This window comes from Ningiella ruwaisensis (genome assembly GCF_004798935.1).
Lineage (GTDB): Bacteria > Pseudomonadota > Gammaproteobacteria > Enterobacterales > Alteromonadaceae > Glaciecola > Glaciecola ruwaisensis.
Map to the genome: position 1 here is coordinate 764335 of NZ_RAHT01000001.1, position 15903 is coordinate 780237.

Here is a 15903-nt window from a genome sequence, read left to right on the forward strand (position 1 = left end):
TTGCGGTGCTACGAGCAAGCTATAAAAACCAAACTAAAGCCAAACCCGCACCTAGCGAAACCACCATTGGAACACCCACATATACGCCTAGCTGTCGGTTCCCTATACTCCAGCTCATGCCCGATTTTACGAGGTTATTAACCGCAGCTGCGATCACAATACCAAGCGTAGCGGTACTAAGGTCGATACTTTCTGTTGACATGCGCGTTAATGATAAAGTTATAGCATCAACATCGGCTATACCCGACGCTGCAGCAAGTGCGTACACACCGGCATCGCCAAAGGCATTTTTCAAAAATTCGCCTAGCAGCAGAATAACGACGAGTAAGCCACCGAATATGAGAGCAGATGATAAATCGAGTGGATTCTGATCTATATTAGGCTGGCTTATTTGTTCAGACTTACTTTTCCTTGCCACGAAAAATGGAACCATCACTTTTTAATCACTTAATTCTCATCACCCCCTACAAAAGAGGCTTCAATCGAAACTGCTGACGTCGCTTTATACAAACTATTGGAAGCCAATTTTGCAGGATTCAAGCATCATGAATTGATGTCATGTTATGAGTTCACAGAAGATTGGCAATCTTGGAAGATTCATCCTTTTAGAGTTGAAGTTATTGTTTTATTGCATGGTGCAATAGAAGTCGTTTTGCGTATTGATAATTTAGAACAACATAAAACGCTGAGCACAACTGGCTCTTTTTTAATAGTGCCAAAAACACATGGCACACTGCAAAAGTCAATCAACCATGTAAGATCTTCTTCATCACACCTGGAGAAGCAACACAGCACCAAACTATTAAATTCTCAAGGTGCTTGTGTGGCTAACCCAGCCAAACGAAGTTTATTAGAACAAAAATTTTTTATTCGTTTTTAATAGCGGCTCTCAAACGATCGTTAAAGCAGTGACAATGTCTACACAACACCTGCATACAAACAAAATCCCACAATACAAAAAGTGCCAATACAGTTAATTGCCGACCAGGTTTTCACAGGTGTTTGCTTGTCTCTCCACTGCGTGGTCATCCTGTAAAGCGCATAAATACTGCTAGCTAGCATAATCCATCCAAAATAAGGCAACCATGCCCAGTGCGAGAGCATACCAAAAGATGTCAGAAACGGGTTTGCCGACCAACTTTGATAAAATGCACCAATTAGTGATATCGCTAAAACGACTGCAAAAATACTGCTGAAAATAACTGCCGTTATGGACGATTCTCTGGTAAAAACGCTTGCTATGAGCGCAACTGAAATCAATATACCTCCTAAGGCCAAGATAGCGATTTTGGACCAAATAGTATCGTTCATAATCCACTTGCTAATGTTTGCAATGCCTTTATTCAATACCACATCGGTGCGGTAGACGATCGTCCCCAAATTTTTATACTCATCTGTATTTACAAGCTGTTGAGGATTGCTCAAAAATACGCGTAATATTGTTCTCGCGCCAGCGGTCACATCATGAGCACGATTGCTCAAAGTGAAGTGTTGGGCTTGAGCGACTTGTGGAATTAAGACTTGAGAACGCTGAGGCGGTGTTACAGGATCATAAACGCCATCGGCAATTACAACAGGAACATTGCTGGGAAAACTTTTCTGTACAAACACATCAGAAGCACCGATCAAATCACAAAAAAATCCTAGCCGTTTGGTAAGCCAAGTCTCTCGCATAACTGAAGCTAAATCTGTTTGCATCGACACTTGCGTCAATTCTTTATCGATTTCTGACGCATCGTTACAGCTTACCGCGAGGAAATTATCATTGCGATTAACTGCAAACTTATCCAAGAGAATTGTCGCCAAATTATTCAGTATCCAATCGTCACCACTGTGAAGACTTTCGATAAATAATGGTACTACTTCAATGCTGTTTGTTACATATAAGAGCCCAAATATAGCATTCATCAATCCGAATTCGTCAATGGTTATATGAGAGTGTTTTGAATGATTAATCGGCACACTAACGGGGGCGTTTTTAAAGCGTTTGAAAGTGTCATATAGCTTTGACTCAAGCTTAGGATATGCTTCATCGCAAACACTATTTTCTTTACACTCATCAAAAATGCGTTGCAGTACCTGGTAAAAATATTGAAACTCGCGTTCCTTTTTGAAAGATTCGATGGGCACAATGCCAGATAAAAAAGCGCCCTCTATTGAGTCTGGATAGGACAACATCAGCTGCTGCCCGTATCGAGAGCCATAAGAGTGACCCCACAATAACCATCGTTGGTAACCAAGCAAGTTTTTAATTGTTTCAGCATCGTCTGCATAGCTTTTTGCGCTGTACTGCGAAAATGCAAGGCCGGTATTTTGAAGTCTTTGCTTGCAAGTATTGATGGCATCAATATGCTCGTTGATGGCGTCTTGTTTACTTTTACCGAATAAAAACCAGTATGTTTTGTCCAACTGATGTAACTCATTACACAAATAAGGTGTCGATTTGCCTACTCCCCGGGGGTCTAAAAGCACAATATCGCGCTTTCCCTCTTTAAGAATCCTTTGGAAAAACGGATTTGACGCAAAACGCCCCGCAACATCAGTCGCACTCTGACCGGGTCCACCCGGAATCGCTAAAATTGCATTTTCACTAAAACTGCCTGGCGTAGCCTGAACAACCGCAAATGCCAGTGTGACATCACCATAGTTCTGCTCCATCGCAGATTTAGAAGCGCTCACTGTGACGGAACCATAGGCAACGCGGTCTTTTACATCTTCCTTAAGGGCAAAAGGATAGTCTTGCCAATCAATAACACGCGGTGCGGCCTGCGCGTTGTTAGCGAACAAAAAAGTAGACCCCAGAATGAAACTGAGCACTAATATCCCTGTTGCTTTATTAATGGTCATAAAATCCTTCTCAATCATATATTGTGTATATTTTATCCACTAAGCCATAACAATATTATTTGTGCAACTTTATTACGCCGAAGCGATGTCGTCCTACTTGCAATAAGAGTTGCTGTGCAACAATTTTTCATCTAACGCACAGCGACCCAACGTAGATACTTTCAACCAATAAATTAAACACAGTTATAAGCAAGCTATAAAAACCAAGCTAAAGCCAAACCCGCACCTAGCGAAACCACCATTGGAACACCCACATATACGCCTAGCTGTTTGTTTCCTATACTCCAGCTCATTCCCGATTTTACGAGATTATTAACCGCAGCTGCGATCACGATACCAAGCGTAGCGGTACTAAGGTCGATACTTTCTGTTGACATGCGCGTTAATGATAAAGTTATAGCATCAACATCGGCTATACCTGACGCTGCAGCTAGTGCGTACACACCGGCATCGCCAAAAGCATTTTTCAAAAATTCGCCAAGAAGCAGAATAACGACGAGTAAGCCACCGAATATGAGAGCAGATGATAAATCGAGTGGATTCTGGTTCATATTAGGCTGACTTATTTGTTCAGACTTATCGTCTCGTTGCCACAAAAAATAAGCGGGGACGTACAAAAGTACCGTCATTAAAGCCACAGGCCAAACTAAAGTGGGAAGTAAAGCCTTATTTATAACAAAGCAATAAATCAGGATCCGCGGAAACATGGTACCACAGGCGATGAGAATGCCTGCGGCGTATTGATTGTTTAACTCAGGTGTTTTCGCCGCCCGCTTGGCAAAATGCAAGGTTAACGCCGTTGAAGAACTTAAACCCGCAAATAAACTGGTAAACAATATGCCCTTTTTCGCGCCAGCGATACGAATAGCAAAGTAACCCACAAATGAGATAGAGGCGATCATCACGACCATCCACCAAATTTCTTGAGGGTTGAGCACGCCACCCGGCCCCATTTCTCTATTGGGTAAAAGCGGGAGCATGACTACGCTGATAAGCAAAAGTTTTAAGCCGGCATCAAGCTCTTTCTCTTGAAGCTTTTGGATCCAGCCATGGATCTCCTTTTTGTTGTCGAGAATAAAGGCCGTCACTACCGCAAGGGATGTAGCTACCATCGCATCCACTGCCACTACCATCGCGCCTAAACAAAAGGTAACCAAAATACCAATCATGGTTGTGATACTAAAATTGCGAATTTGTTCTATGCGTTCGTGATAGGCTACCAGGGCGATGGCGATGATACTCACCATCATGATGGGAAACACCCAGGTAGTAATTTCCTGGGCAAGCACCACTGCGATGCCCCCTAACAATCCAATGAGTGAGAAGGTACGGATACCGGCAATACGTTCGCCTGCATGCTGTTCTTTTGCATCCCAGCCTCGCTGAAGGCCGATGATACCGCCTAAAAGAAGCGCAATGGCAAGGTGGATGGTTGTTTGGTTATTTTCAATAAATTGTTTAGCTAAATCATCCATAACACTACTGTTCGTTTTTCTTAAAATCGTTTTATGTAAACAACTCTCATGAACACTAGTGTAGTCAAAAGCTCAGGATTATGACACCTGCTTGTCTTCATACCAGCGCGTCAAGGCCTGCTCGTCAGATGTTTTGCTATCTACCCATTTCATTCCTGAAAGCGTGCCCTCTTTCTTCCAGAGAGGCGCGCTATTCTTAAGGTAGTCCATAATAAATTGCGCACCTTCAAAAGCTTCTTTGCGATGCTTTGCCGTCACACCCACAAATACAATCTGTTCAGAAGCTGTTAAATGTCCGATTCGATGAATAACGCTAATTTGCCCAAGTTCCCATCTCATTCGCGCTTCGCTGCATATTTTCATAAGCGATTTTTCCGTCATTCCCGGATAATGCTCAATGAACATGGACGACACCGAACCATCTTGATTAAAATCTCTGACCAAGCCCGTGAAGGTAACAATGGCCCCGTCACTATCTGCGTTTTGACGCAGGCGCGAATACTCTTCACCCACACAAAAGTCAGCGCTTTGTACTTTTATCATCATTATCCCCCTGTCACTGGCGGGAAGAATGCAACCTCATCACCGTCATTTATTTTTGCGTCTGAAGCGCTTAGCGTCTGGTTAACCGCAATCAAGACGTTTTTGCTTGATAAAAATTCAAAATCGTTATTTTGCTCGAGCAAGGTTTCTACTAAAGAAGCCACCGTCGTTTCGCCGCTTTGCTCAAGCTTGAGTGAGGCTACACCGGCTCTTTCTCTGAAGTCGGCAAAAAATTTAATGTTAATCATCATTCTATTCTCTATTTCACAGCACCTGCTCGCTCATCAATCCGTTAAGAGTCAAGCTGTATCTCTGCTTTTGCATGCCGGTGCATCTGATAAGTGCGGCACAAAATTACAAGGACCCTGCGCACCATTAAGTTGTGGCTGAATAATGCCCTGCCACGCTGTTCTGCATGCCCCGGTTGAACCGGGTACACAAAAAATAATTGTTCCGTTCGCCAAACCTGCAATTGCTCGCGATTGAATGGTCGATGTGCCAATTTCTTTATAAGACAAATAGCGGAAAAGCTCGCCAAAACCTTCAACTTCCTTATCAAACAGAACGCTAACAGCTTCTGGCGTTGAATCGCGTTGGGTGAATCCCGTTCCGCCTGTAATAAGCACGGCTTGTACATTCTGGTCGGCAATGTAATCTGATACCTTGGCTCGGATGAGATAGACGTCATCAATCACAATATCGCGGCGCACCACACTATGCCCCTCTTCTTTTGCACTGGTAGCCAGAAACTCACCTGAGGTATCCGTTTCAAAGGTTCGCGTGTCAGAAATGGTTAATACCGCTATGTTTAATGCGGTAAATGTTTTATTAGCATGCCCCATGAGCAAACTCTCCTGAAATCAATGTGGAATTATTTACCAAAAATTCTTTTGCCATCTGCCAATCTGCTGGCGTATTTGTATTGAGTAACGAAATACTATTTTGGCATTGAATGCGTTGCATTGGAAAATGCTGACAAAATTGCCCCACTGAGTAGCATGAATCGCAGCGCAAGGTATAATCAAGCGCTATGCGGGTAGTGGGTGTATTACGTAAATACAGCGGTAGGTTATGTCCGGCAATTGAGACGTTTAGATTCTGTTTTCGGCCCACCGTCAGCATAAATTCGAGCGCCTCTATTTCAATTAACGGCACATCGACGGGCAAAATAAGTAGATGATGCTGAACAAATCGGTTAGCCACTGCATGTATGCCCGAAAGCGGACCTTTGTTTTGAATTAGATCCGCAATATGACCACGATGGCCATCATTTCGGCTTACAACTACCTCGTCAACTGATGTGCCTGAGAGGATTTTTATTGCTCGTGCAAGCAAGCTTAGCTCATTAATTTCAAGCAAGGCTTTGTCTTGACCCATTCGAGAAGAGCGTCCGCCTGCTAAAACTACACCTAATGTTTGCATATTATCCTCTTTTAGCCGCCTAACATGGCAAGCTGTTTTGTTGCGCCTGTAAAACCTTCATCTAAAAAGTGTCCAAACTTTTTCTCCATGACATGATGACGAATGGCTTCACAGCTTGCATCCACATCGCCAGACGCTAAAAGCGGAGCGATATCTACGCCATTTTCGGCGAATAAACATAAATGCAATTTACCTTGAGACGACACGCGCAGACGATTACACGTCGCACAAAAGTCTTTACTATATGGCATGATCAAGCCAATATTGCCTGCAAATTCAGCATGTGAAAATTCTTGAGCAGGACCGGCTTCTTCACCACGAATGATACGTTGCCAACCTTGAGCCAAAAGCGTTTCTTTTATTTGTTCTCCAGCAACGTGATTCGCTTTAAAAAATTGTCCGTTATCGCCGGTTTGCATTAATTCAATAAAGCGCCAGGTGACTGGATGACTGCGCAAATACTCAAAAAATGCATCGAGGCCTTTGTAGTTAAATTGTTTGAGCATCACAGTGTTGAACTTGATCTGCGCGATACCTGCTTCAACGGCTTTATCTACGCCAGCTAAAATATCCTGAAGTTTATTTTTACCCGTAATAGCAGCGAACATTCTAGGATCCAGACTATCTGCACTCACATTTAGCGCATCAAGTCCTGCATTTTTATAAGCCTGCGCGTCACGTTTGAGCAAAAACGCGTTTGTCGTCAATGCCACGGTTTTGATACCTTCAACCGACTTGCATAGGGCGATGATTTCACATAAATCTTTTCGCAATGCAGGCTCACCGCCTGTAATTCGTATCTTTGTTGTGCCTAACCTGGCAAATGCTTTTACTAAGGTTTCGATCTGCAACAGTGACATGCCGCCTTTTGGCGTATCGCAAGGATTACCGTCAGGCAGACAATAATTGCATCTGAAATTGCATAGTTCTGTAATGGACAGGCGCAGATACTTGAAGCGCCTGCCAAATGAGTCTTGTAATTGCTGCTTTTGATTTTCCACACAAACACCTTTCCAATTTCGAGTAAACTCGTCGGGAGGCCAGGCAATTTCTTATCCTGACCCGGCGAAACAATAAAGTCAAAACTGAATGAATTTGATTGAATCGCGGCATGCCACCCATAGTCAGACGTTTAGACGTGTTGTCTGGCCTTAGGTTGACATGCTCGAAGTGATAGCTTCATTTAATTGTGATACAAACTATTGTGGTCCAAAAAAGACCAAATTGAAATGATGCTGAAGGAATACTCACTAGTAGGTACACGGCCTAAAACTTTGCCGTCACCATTGCCCAAAATTTATTGCTATCGACTGAGAATTCATCTGCACTGTAATTCGCATATTTGAGCAACAAACCTGTGTTTTTAGCAAGCGGATAATTGGCGACCAGATTAAGTTCGTTGCCATAATCTATACTGCCTACATCAGATTCCAATTGATGGTATATGGCGCTAAGTTTTAAATCGCCGAGTTTACCTGATGCCTTAACGTATAAATCATTCACGCCTTGTGCAGGTGTATTTAAAAATTTGTCTGCAAAGCCCTGAAATTTATGTAAGGTTGCCAAAGGTGTGCTAAAGCCCACTCCATTGTCGCTTCCTAAGGATTCGTATCCGATACCCAAGTTTACGCCAGATACAGGAGTAGATAACTCCAATGCCAGATAATCAGCAGAGAAATCATTGGGATTGTCACCTTCCTCACTTTGACGAGCAAGCGATGCATGCACCGTTACCATTGCAAGCGTACCATCGTAACTTGCACCAATGGTTTTTGTGCTGATGGCATTGGCCAAGTCAAAATCCAAACTGTAGGCAAAGCCGGTGACTTTATGTTTATCATTTATTTGATAATGTGTGTTGAGTAAGTGCAAATTGCCTGCTAAATCAGAATTTGGACTGTCAGTGCCAAATATTCGATTAACGTTGTGGATGAAGCTGTAGTCAACATGCAATCCCTGATTACCATTGTATTGTAAGCGATAGCCATCGTAGGTCTGTTCGTTTTGACGCCACGCAACCCCGCCAATAAAACGCTGATCATTGTGATTAATGCGTTGACGGCCAGCACTAAACACAAAATCACCTGCTTTATAGCCAACATAAGCTTGGTTTGTTTCGGTGTCGGTTGGATCAGCCACTACCGGATACTGCACGTTTCCATTTACAGTACTGTTGTAGTTTTCATTGCCAATTGCACTGACGTTATCAAACTCGACAACAGCAAAAAAGCCATTGAAGTCACCACTTGTATAGGATAAGCGCGTGAGAAGCGTAGAAGCATTCGCGGTTTTATCGATATTGTCTTGTGACACTCGCTCATAGCGGTAGCGCAAAGTAAGATCTGCATCGCCTTCAGTAATTGCGCTTTGAAAATTTGCGAATGAAAAATCATTCGCTGCCATTGTGGGTGTACTTAAAGCACCAAGACCTACTAAACTTGCGCCAATCAATGTGGCTAAACGTGTTTTCATAATATTTTCCTGCAATGAATGGTAAAAACAATGAAATTGATTGTAGGCCTTTAATTCACTTTTTAAAGAAAAATATTAATAAAAACATAAAGATACCAACATTAACTTCAGTGGTGATTTTGTGGTTAGGCAAGTTTACCCATTAATAGGCATTGAACCTGTTTCGCCGAGGTGATACAAGCGTTTACATCTGAGTAACTTATCAAAAGAGGTGGCTTTTTTAATGCAAAATAATATGCAAAAAAATAGGCAAACAAGCACGCGAGAATTGAGTACCGCTGAGGCAATGCGCTACAACCGTCAAATTATGATCCCAGGCTTTGACCTGGATAAACAGGAAATTTTACTTAGTGCAAGGGTCTTAATCGTGGGGGCTGGCGGTTTAGGATGCAGTGCTGCTCAGTTTTTATGTGCTGCCGGCACAGGACACATTAGCGTAATGGACGACGACACCGTAGAAATTACCAACCTGCAGCGCCAAATACTGCATTTTGAAAAGGATGTAGGTTTACGTAAAGCGTGTTCGGCAAAAGACACGCTTAAATCAATCAACAGCGGTGTTAGCGTCGATGCCATTATCGAACGAGCCTCAGAAGATAATTTACCGGAACTGATTGAAAGTCACGATATTGTACTTGATTGTAGCGACAACCTGGATACGCGAAATTTACTGAATCGCTTATGCTATGAACATGGCACGTCATTAGTTTCAGGTGCTGCCATTCGTATGGAAGGTCAAATCTTTTGTGTAATACCGGAAAAACGCAGTGCTTGTTATGCATGCATTAGCCGTTTTTTTGGCGAACTAAACTTAAGCTGTGTAGAGTCAGGTATTATGTCACCTGTCGTGGGTATTGTAGGCGCCTCGCAGGCTTTGGAAGCCATAAAAATTTTATGCGATTTTGGAAAGCCTGCGATAAACCAACTTCAAGTTTTTGATGCCATGCAATCACATTGGCAAAACTTTAATGTAAATGCACAAGATGATTGCGCAGTTTGCTCGTCATTTTAGGCCTCAGCAGTAAACTTCCGCACACAGTGCAATAAAATTATACCGCAGAAAGCATAACACCCTAGTTTGCATCCTCTTTTTGCTCTTGCTCAAGCTCTTTTTCGACTTTTTTAAATTTTCGAATATCGGCATCAAGCGCGCGCTCTACGGTTTTTCTACCTAAAAATGCGATTGGCGCATAAGGATACTTTCGCTTAAAAAACTTTTTAAATATCATAATCCCCTCTCAAAAACAGACTCCGCCTAATGGTGTATCGCGCTCGTTAAACCGTCTATTTTTAGCGTTTTTATTTTTGTTATGAAAGACGTGATCTAGAGTGATGTCGCGACACAAATTATGTGGAGGTAAAATAGTTTATTTCAATTCGCTATTGGCAACTAGCAAGTAACAAGCCAACTAACTAACAACAAGCAAAAACAAATCAGGACACTTTTAACAAAAGTGTCATGAAACCGTAATACTACTATAGTAAGCGAAAAATAGATAGCGGATTTTTTGCTCGACTAAGATCCACAATTTTTTATTATGCACTTGTGTAAGCTCTTCTACGCTTTCAGCTACTGATATGTAAAACTTTCACGCACCTGACATTTTTAATTGTCTGCATCTCAACTCATCAATAAATGAATAATATTGATTCACAAGATCACCAGCACTTATTCTTACTGCCTTCAACTTAAAACTTTTTAGTAAATCGCATAAAAAAGTTATGTTTGCGGCTGTCGTCGCTTAAACCATGCAGATAACGGAACTCATAGTTAATGTCGGCAAATTTGCCACTAACAGCAGGGCCAAACTCGTGGGATTGCTCATTATAAGAGCCAAAATCGCCTAGTTCGCCATAGCTATTAAAAAGCTGAAGCCCCACACGCACACCATTTTCAAGTTTTTTGCTCACACTTCCTCGCGTTTGAATACCCAAGTCGCCACCGTCATCATTGCTACCAATATATTGCGATACAATCAGGGTGGCTCTGGCACGCCATGCGCTTCCTAAATCCCACTCATTTCCCCACTGAGCGGCAACTTCATCAGGGCGACTGCCCCGACGGGTTCTTACCTCAAAGCGCAGTGCACTCGACCAACGATACTCACTGGCCTTTCTGAAATTATAAAGTAATTCAGCGCGCGCGAAATCATACTCGAAACCCTCTCTATCACGCATTTGTAAAACCAAACGCCCACGGAAATCTGCGTTAAAAGCGTGCTGATAGTGCATCCGATAAAGCCAAATATCCCCAAATCGATCATCGTCATCAGCGGGCGACATGGCAAGTCGTACTTGGAAACTTCGGTCATTCGGATCTATATTTGGCCCCATTACACCTGAAATATTGGCAGCAATCACGTTGGATGCGTAAAAGACTGTTGAAAACACAATGAAAAGCAACAATTGAGTAAGGCGAAAGCGCAAATTAAACCTCTCTGTTTAAGTAAACGAACACTAATTATGACATTTTTTTGATGTTTTGATGAATTTTTTATTAATTTTTTGTGACAGCACTTAATTAAAAAAACTGAATTGTCAAATGTCATATTCATTTGCCATTCACCATGATTTAATCAAATGCTTCGTGAAAGTTATGTGAGGATTTTTAAAACTCGCTTCTTGGTTTGTTTATTGCTCCTTACTTACCCCCCCCGCTCAAGGTCAACCCGGGCGCCCATCTACTCTTGGACTGATTAAAATCGGCAAGTAGATCCATAAAAAGCATGCGAATGAAAGGCACCATAGCAAACCGGATAGTACCCATAGATTAGTGATATGAGCAGGCACTAACCACACCAACAAACTTCTGCTAATTGCTGCAAGCGCAATGGCCACATAAGCAATAACCGTAATTGATGAGGTTTGCAGCATCCGACCGGTATGCCCTAAAGAAACACGAGACATCATAGCGATTATCATCCCCCCTATGACCCCTACCGTAAGACTGTGGATCGCCGCGCTTAAGCTGATAAGGCTCGTGAAATAATGAAGCGCCAGCAGCCCAAGCCCGAGCGGGATAAAAAACATGCTCAAGTGTAATGACCAGACTAAAGGCACTTTAAGTGTTACCCACGGGCGCCAATACAAGCTTCGAAATAAATGGAAAGCCGCTGCAAGTACACTTAAAGCGCCAAGAATGTTTGCGTTAAGTGAAAACAGCATGCCAACAGCTATGGCTATCAATAGCGCAATACAGCTTAACTCTACCCAGCGAATAGGCTGCACTTTTTGTGTTTGCGTACCATTTGCAGTAAACATAGGAATAACGCGGCCGCCAATTAGGGCGACAACCACAGTCACGAGCATGACCATAGCGTAAAAACCCTGACGCGCAAAACTTTCACTCAAGCCAAAGGCTGGCAAATAAGTGAAGATATTTGCTATCGTCATCAATAATAAAAGCGGAACAAACACTAAGTTGCGATATTGCTTTATTCTGAGCACCGGACGCGCCAGAAAAAACGCGACAAGCGGCAAAAACACTAAATCGACCAAAGCAATAATGAAAACGGGTATTTCCAGATTTGCCAAAAGCAGCAATCGCGCAGCTAACCAAACTGAAAAGAGAAAAATGAGCGATTTTCCTTTTAGTCCCGGAATACCAGTCCAATTTTGAACGGCAGTAAGCAAAAATCCGGCAATAATGGCTGTGGTAAAGCCAAACAGCATTTCGTGGCTATGCCACCATATTACGCTGTGAAAAGGACTACTCGACAATACACCTTTAAGCGCCAATAGCCATAAGGCTATCGCGATAAATGCGAATGCACTGCCAAACAGAAAAAAAGGTCGAAACCCCAAGCGCCAAAAAGGCATAATTTTCTGCTCTTTTGCATTATCGGTGATATTGATCATAGTTCATCTTGCTCCAAAAAATTATATTGCTCTGCACGTTGTAAACGATTCAGGTAGCGTTCGCGTTTGATAGCAAAGTGCATTAAAAACATGCATACCGCCAAGACTCCGTATAGCAACATGAATGCCGCACTATAGACACCTGCAAAGTCAACCGCCAAACCAAAAAGTATAGGAAGTGTGCATCCACCTAGTGCCCCAATCATCGCCACCATTCCGCCTACGCTCCCCATCTGTTCAGGGTAATAGTCGTTAATCAGTTTATAAACACTTGCTCGACCAAATCCTTGCGCCAAGCCAATGATCAGAAGCAAAAAGGTGAAAATCCACAGGTTTAAATTGATGCTAATATTCACATCTTTCTCTACGCCGTGAATTGTCATGGTGGTAGGTGGGTAACTTAAAAAAAACAAACAAATCAGGCATATCCAGAAAACGCCCCAGTTTACGTTACGCGCCCCGTAACGGTCGGCAAACCAGCCACCAGCAGCGCGAGCCATGCTTGAGCTGATAACAAATAACAATGTAAGCGCCATCGCTTGATTAACCGGTAATTGATAGGCATTAACATAGTATTGAGGAAGCCACAAAAGCAAGGCCAAAAAACTGCCAAATACAAAATAATAATACAGACTAAATCGCCACACGCGGGCATGCGCGAGCGGCTTTATAAAAAAACCAAAGCGTTTGGGAGCACGCTTACGAATATGCAAAGGCGTATTCGGTGCGATCAGCCAAAATAACACAGCGGTGACACCGAGCATAGAGGCATAGCTTGGCCCAACAAACGCTGTACCAAACACGTCTCGAATGTAAGGCACAAGGGTAAGGCTAAGTGCAGCCCCGGCATTGCCAGCCCCAAAAACGCCCATGGCCGTGCCTTGCTCAGAACTTTCAAACCAGTCGCTTAAATATCGAATACCAATGGTAAAGGATATCCCCGATATGCCTATCAAAAGACCTGTTAATAAATAGGCTGAAAAACTTTGCGCCTCAGATAAAAAGAAAAGTGGCGGCACAACAAAAAGCATCTGCCAAAAATAGATTGTTTTGGAGGAATAGCGCTCGCACAACAAGCCTACCGGTAGTCTTAAAAGCGCCCCACTTAAAATGGGGGCTGAAAGCAATAGGCCAATTTGGGTTGAACTTAAATCAAGACTGTCTTTAAGGTCGATGCTCATCACAGCATACAAGGTCCACACCGAAAAGTTCACAGCAAACGCAAGGGTCGCCATAATAAGCGCTTTTGTTGACTGGGATTTTTTTAAACTTTGATATTCCACGATTTGCATAAAGTTGAATGAGTGCGGATTGCTACAAACTATACTCGCTCACGCATTCTCTCTCTAGCGTAAATAAACCTCACAGAGTTTAGGGAAAACACTCACTACTCCTTTATAGGTATATCGCCACAAGCTTGTAAAAATAAGCCCTACACACACATCTTAGGCAATTTCCATCTGATTTTTTATGAATGAATCTGAATATGGCTACCACTAAAAAACCGCTTTCTACCGACTCGATGCAATAGGAATTATTTTCATAAGGTTTAGGCTTGAAAGTAGAAGCTTAAGTTGTACTCAATGCTGTGATTCAGTTAAAAAATGCGCCTCGTTACCTACAAATAGGTAGTTCAATACCTTTAGTGATAGGGCGTTTCGCACATTGACCTACATCAATAAACGTCAAGAACCTGAGCCGATAATACTCACAACTTTATTTATATCCATGTGGAGAGTCCCATGACTAGCGATACATTCAACATCTTTAAATTCAGCGGTAAAATGAAAATACTGCATCTGTCGTGGATGGCGTTTTTCATTACATTTTTGGTGTGGTTTAACTTTGCACCCATGTTGCAGGCAGTAAAAGAAAGCTTAGGCCTGACGAGTGACGAAATAAAAACCTTGCTCATTCTGAACGTCGCCTTAACCATTCCAGCACGCGTGTTCATTGGTATGCTGACAGACAAATACGGGCCTCGTTTGGTATATTCTGCCCTGCTCGCGATATGTTCAATTCCCTGCTTTATGTTTGCGTTTGCTGACAGCTTTATTCAGGCTGCTATAGCGCGATTTCTTTTAGGCTTTATTGGCGCCGGCTTTGTCATTGGCATTCGCATGGTATCAGAGTGGTTTCCGCACAATGAATTAGGTACCGCAGAAGGTATTTATGGTGGCTGGGGCAACTTTGGCTCTGCGGCTGCGGCCTTTACGCTTCCTACCGTTGCGGTTTTGTTCGGGGGTGAAGATGGCTGGCGTTATGCTATAGGCCTAACCGGAGTTATCAGCCTGGTTTTTGCTTTCATTTATTATGCTAACGTAACAAATACGCCCAAAGGCTCAACCTATTTCAAACCCAAAAATTTAGGTGCAATGGAAGTAACATCTAAAGGCGATTTCTTTTTTCTACTAATTATGAAATTGCCTATGTATGCGGCAATTGCATTACTGGCTTGGAAACTATCACCTGCTGGCGTCGATATGCTCAGTCAGTTTGTAGTAAATAGCATTTATGTTGGCCTGTTTGCCCTGTATTTACTCGAAGTGTATAAAGTTTGGCAAGTTAATAAAGAGGTTTTTACCACTGAAATACCTCAACTTCATCGCTACAGCTTTAAGCAAGTTGCCGTGCTCGACATTCTGTACTTCACCAATTTCGGTTCAGAGCTTGCGGTAGTATCAATGCTTCCTCTTTTCTTCGCTGAAACCTTTAGCCTTGACCCTGTATTGGCGGGTTTGGTTGCAGGTGCCTATGCATTTATGAACTTAATGTCTCGCCCGGCAGGTGGATGGATTTCTGATAAATTTGGACGCAAATCAACGCTAATGATTCTAACCGCTGGTCTTGCAGGTGGATATGCCCTAATGGGTATGGTTGATGGACAATGGCCTTTGTGGCTGGCAGTGGCCATCGCAATGGGTTGCTCTTTCTTCGTACAATCAGGTGAAGGTGCGGTATTTGCCGTTGTTCCTTTGATCAAACGCCGTATGACCGGGCAAATAGCAGGAATGACAGGCGCTTTTGGTAATGTTGGCGCCGTCACCTTCCTGACCGTGCTTTCTTTTGTGGATTACAGCACCTTCTTCTATGTTATTGCCGGAACCGCTGTAATCGGATTGATTACCTTAATATTTATGGATGAACCTCGCGGACAAATCGCAGAAGTGGCAGAAGATGGCAGTGTTCACATGATTGACGTAAGCTAGTTCGTAGTATCTTATTGTTGAGAAAGCGCTACTAATTTAAGTAGCGCTTGTTGCGTTTAAATGCATCAAGAGCGTAA

At 42.8% G+C, this 15903-nt stretch carries 16 protein-coding genes and 1 riboswitch; of the genes, 3 read left to right on the forward strand and 13 right to left on the reverse strand.

What is annotated here, in order from left to right; genetic code table 11:
* Nucleotides 1-19: 19 nt before the first annotated feature.
* On the reverse strand, nucleotides 20-433 hold the full coding sequence (locus D6V41_RS03325; protein WP_136250020.1) for a DUF4010 domain-containing protein: 414 nt from the start codon (nucleotides 431-433) through the stop codon (nucleotides 20-22).
* Between the two features lie 81 nt (nucleotides 434-514).
* Here D6V41_RS03325 and D6V41_RS03330 point away from each other — a divergent pair, with 81 nt between their 5' ends.
* Nucleotides 515-880 (forward strand): hypothetical protein, encoded by a 366-nt coding sequence (locus tag D6V41_RS03330; protein ID WP_136250021.1) that lies wholly within the window; start codon nucleotides 515-517, stop codon nucleotides 878-880.
* A 38-nt stretch (nucleotides 881-918) separates the two neighbouring features.
* On the opposite strand, the gene D6V41_RS03335 is transcribed toward D6V41_RS03330, so the two are convergent.
* From D6V41_RS03335 to D6V41_RS03370, 8 genes are all read right to left on the reverse strand, one after another.
* Nucleotides 919-2847 carry an alpha/beta fold hydrolase gene (locus D6V41_RS03335; protein WP_168710948.1) on the reverse strand — a complete coding sequence of 643 codons (1929 nt, stop codon included), beginning with the start codon at nucleotides 2845-2847 and terminating at the stop codon, nucleotides 919-921.
* 194 nt (nucleotides 2848-3041) lie between these two features.
* Complete coding sequence (locus D6V41_RS03340; RefSeq protein ID WP_136250023.1) at nucleotides 3042-4322, reverse strand: MgtC/SapB family protein; 1281 nt, start codon at nucleotides 4320-4322, stop codon at nucleotides 3042-3044.
* Nucleotides 4323-4400: 78 nt separating this feature from the next.
* Nucleotides 4401-4865: a molybdopterin synthase catalytic subunit MoaE gene (gene moaE / locus D6V41_RS03345; protein ID WP_179952535.1), complete on the reverse strand. Its 465-nt coding sequence runs from the start codon at nucleotides 4863-4865 to the stop codon at nucleotides 4401-4403.
* Nucleotides 4866-4867: 2 nt separating this feature from the next.
* Nucleotides 4868-5113, reverse strand: a complete 246-nt coding sequence (moaD, locus tag D6V41_RS03350; protein ID WP_136250094.1) for a molybdopterin converting factor subunit 1 — start codon at nucleotides 5111-5113, stop codon at nucleotides 4868-4870.
* Between the two features lie 51 nt (nucleotides 5114-5164).
* Nucleotides 5165-5707 carry a molybdenum cofactor biosynthesis protein B gene (gene moaB / locus D6V41_RS03355; protein WP_136250025.1) on the reverse strand — a complete coding sequence of 181 codons (543 nt, stop codon included), beginning with the start codon at nucleotides 5705-5707 and terminating at the stop codon, nucleotides 5165-5167.
* On the reverse strand, nucleotides 5694-6287 hold the full coding sequence (mobA, locus tag D6V41_RS03360) for a molybdenum cofactor guanylyltransferase (RefSeq protein ID WP_136250026.1): 594 nt from the start codon (nucleotides 6285-6287) through the stop codon (nucleotides 5694-5696). The genes moaB and mobA overlap by 14 nt, the downstream gene beginning before the upstream one ends.
* Nucleotides 6288-6298: 11 nt before the next feature.
* Complete coding sequence (gene moaA / locus D6V41_RS03365) at nucleotides 6299-7288, reverse strand: GTP 3',8-cyclase MoaA (RefSeq protein ID WP_136250027.1); 990 nt, start codon at nucleotides 7286-7288, stop codon at nucleotides 6299-6301.
* Nucleotides 7278-7470, reverse strand: a riboswitch (molybdenum cofactor riboswitch). Its footprint overlaps the gene before it by 11 nt.
* Nucleotides 7471-7553: 83 nt before the next feature.
* Entirely contained in the window at nucleotides 7554-8759 is a 1206-nt protein-coding gene (locus tag D6V41_RS03370) for an alginate export family protein (protein WP_136250028.1), read from the reverse strand.
* Nucleotides 8760-8994: 235 nt separating this feature from the next.
* Here D6V41_RS03370 and moeB point away from each other — a divergent pair, with 235 nt between their 5' ends.
* A complete protein-coding gene (gene moeB, locus D6V41_RS03375; protein WP_136250095.1) occupies nucleotides 8995-9771 on the forward strand; it encodes a molybdopterin-synthase adenylyltransferase MoeB in 777 nt (258 codons plus the stop codon).
* Between the two features lie 61 nt (nucleotides 9772-9832).
* On the opposite strand, the gene D6V41_RS18130 is transcribed toward moeB, so the two are convergent.
* From D6V41_RS18130 to D6V41_RS03390, 4 genes are all read right to left on the reverse strand, one after another.
* Nucleotides 9833-9988 (reverse strand): hypothetical protein, encoded by a 156-nt coding sequence (locus tag D6V41_RS18130; RefSeq protein ID WP_168710949.1) that lies wholly within the window; start codon nucleotides 9986-9988, stop codon nucleotides 9833-9835.
* A 460-nt stretch (nucleotides 9989-10448) separates the two neighbouring features.
* Entirely contained in the window at nucleotides 10449-11186 is a 738-nt protein-coding gene (locus D6V41_RS03380; protein WP_241664406.1) for a hypothetical protein, read from the reverse strand.
* A gap of 237 nt (nucleotides 11187-11423) precedes the next feature.
* Nucleotides 11424-12617 (reverse strand): NnrS family protein, encoded by a 1194-nt coding sequence (locus D6V41_RS03385; RefSeq protein ID WP_136250029.1) that lies wholly within the window; start codon nucleotides 12615-12617, stop codon nucleotides 11424-11426.
* Entirely contained in the window at nucleotides 12614-13852 is a 1239-nt protein-coding gene (locus D6V41_RS03390; RefSeq protein WP_136250030.1) for an MFS transporter, read from the reverse strand. Before D6V41_RS03390 ends, D6V41_RS03385 begins: the two co-directional genes overlap by 4 nt.
* A 507-nt stretch (nucleotides 13853-14359) precedes the next feature.
* Here D6V41_RS03390 and D6V41_RS03395 point away from each other — a divergent pair.
* On the forward strand, nucleotides 14360-15826 hold the full coding sequence (locus D6V41_RS03395) for a NarK family nitrate/nitrite MFS transporter (RefSeq protein WP_136250031.1): 1467 nt from the start codon (nucleotides 14360-14362) through the stop codon (nucleotides 15824-15826).
* Nucleotides 15827-15903: the final 77 nt, after the last annotated feature.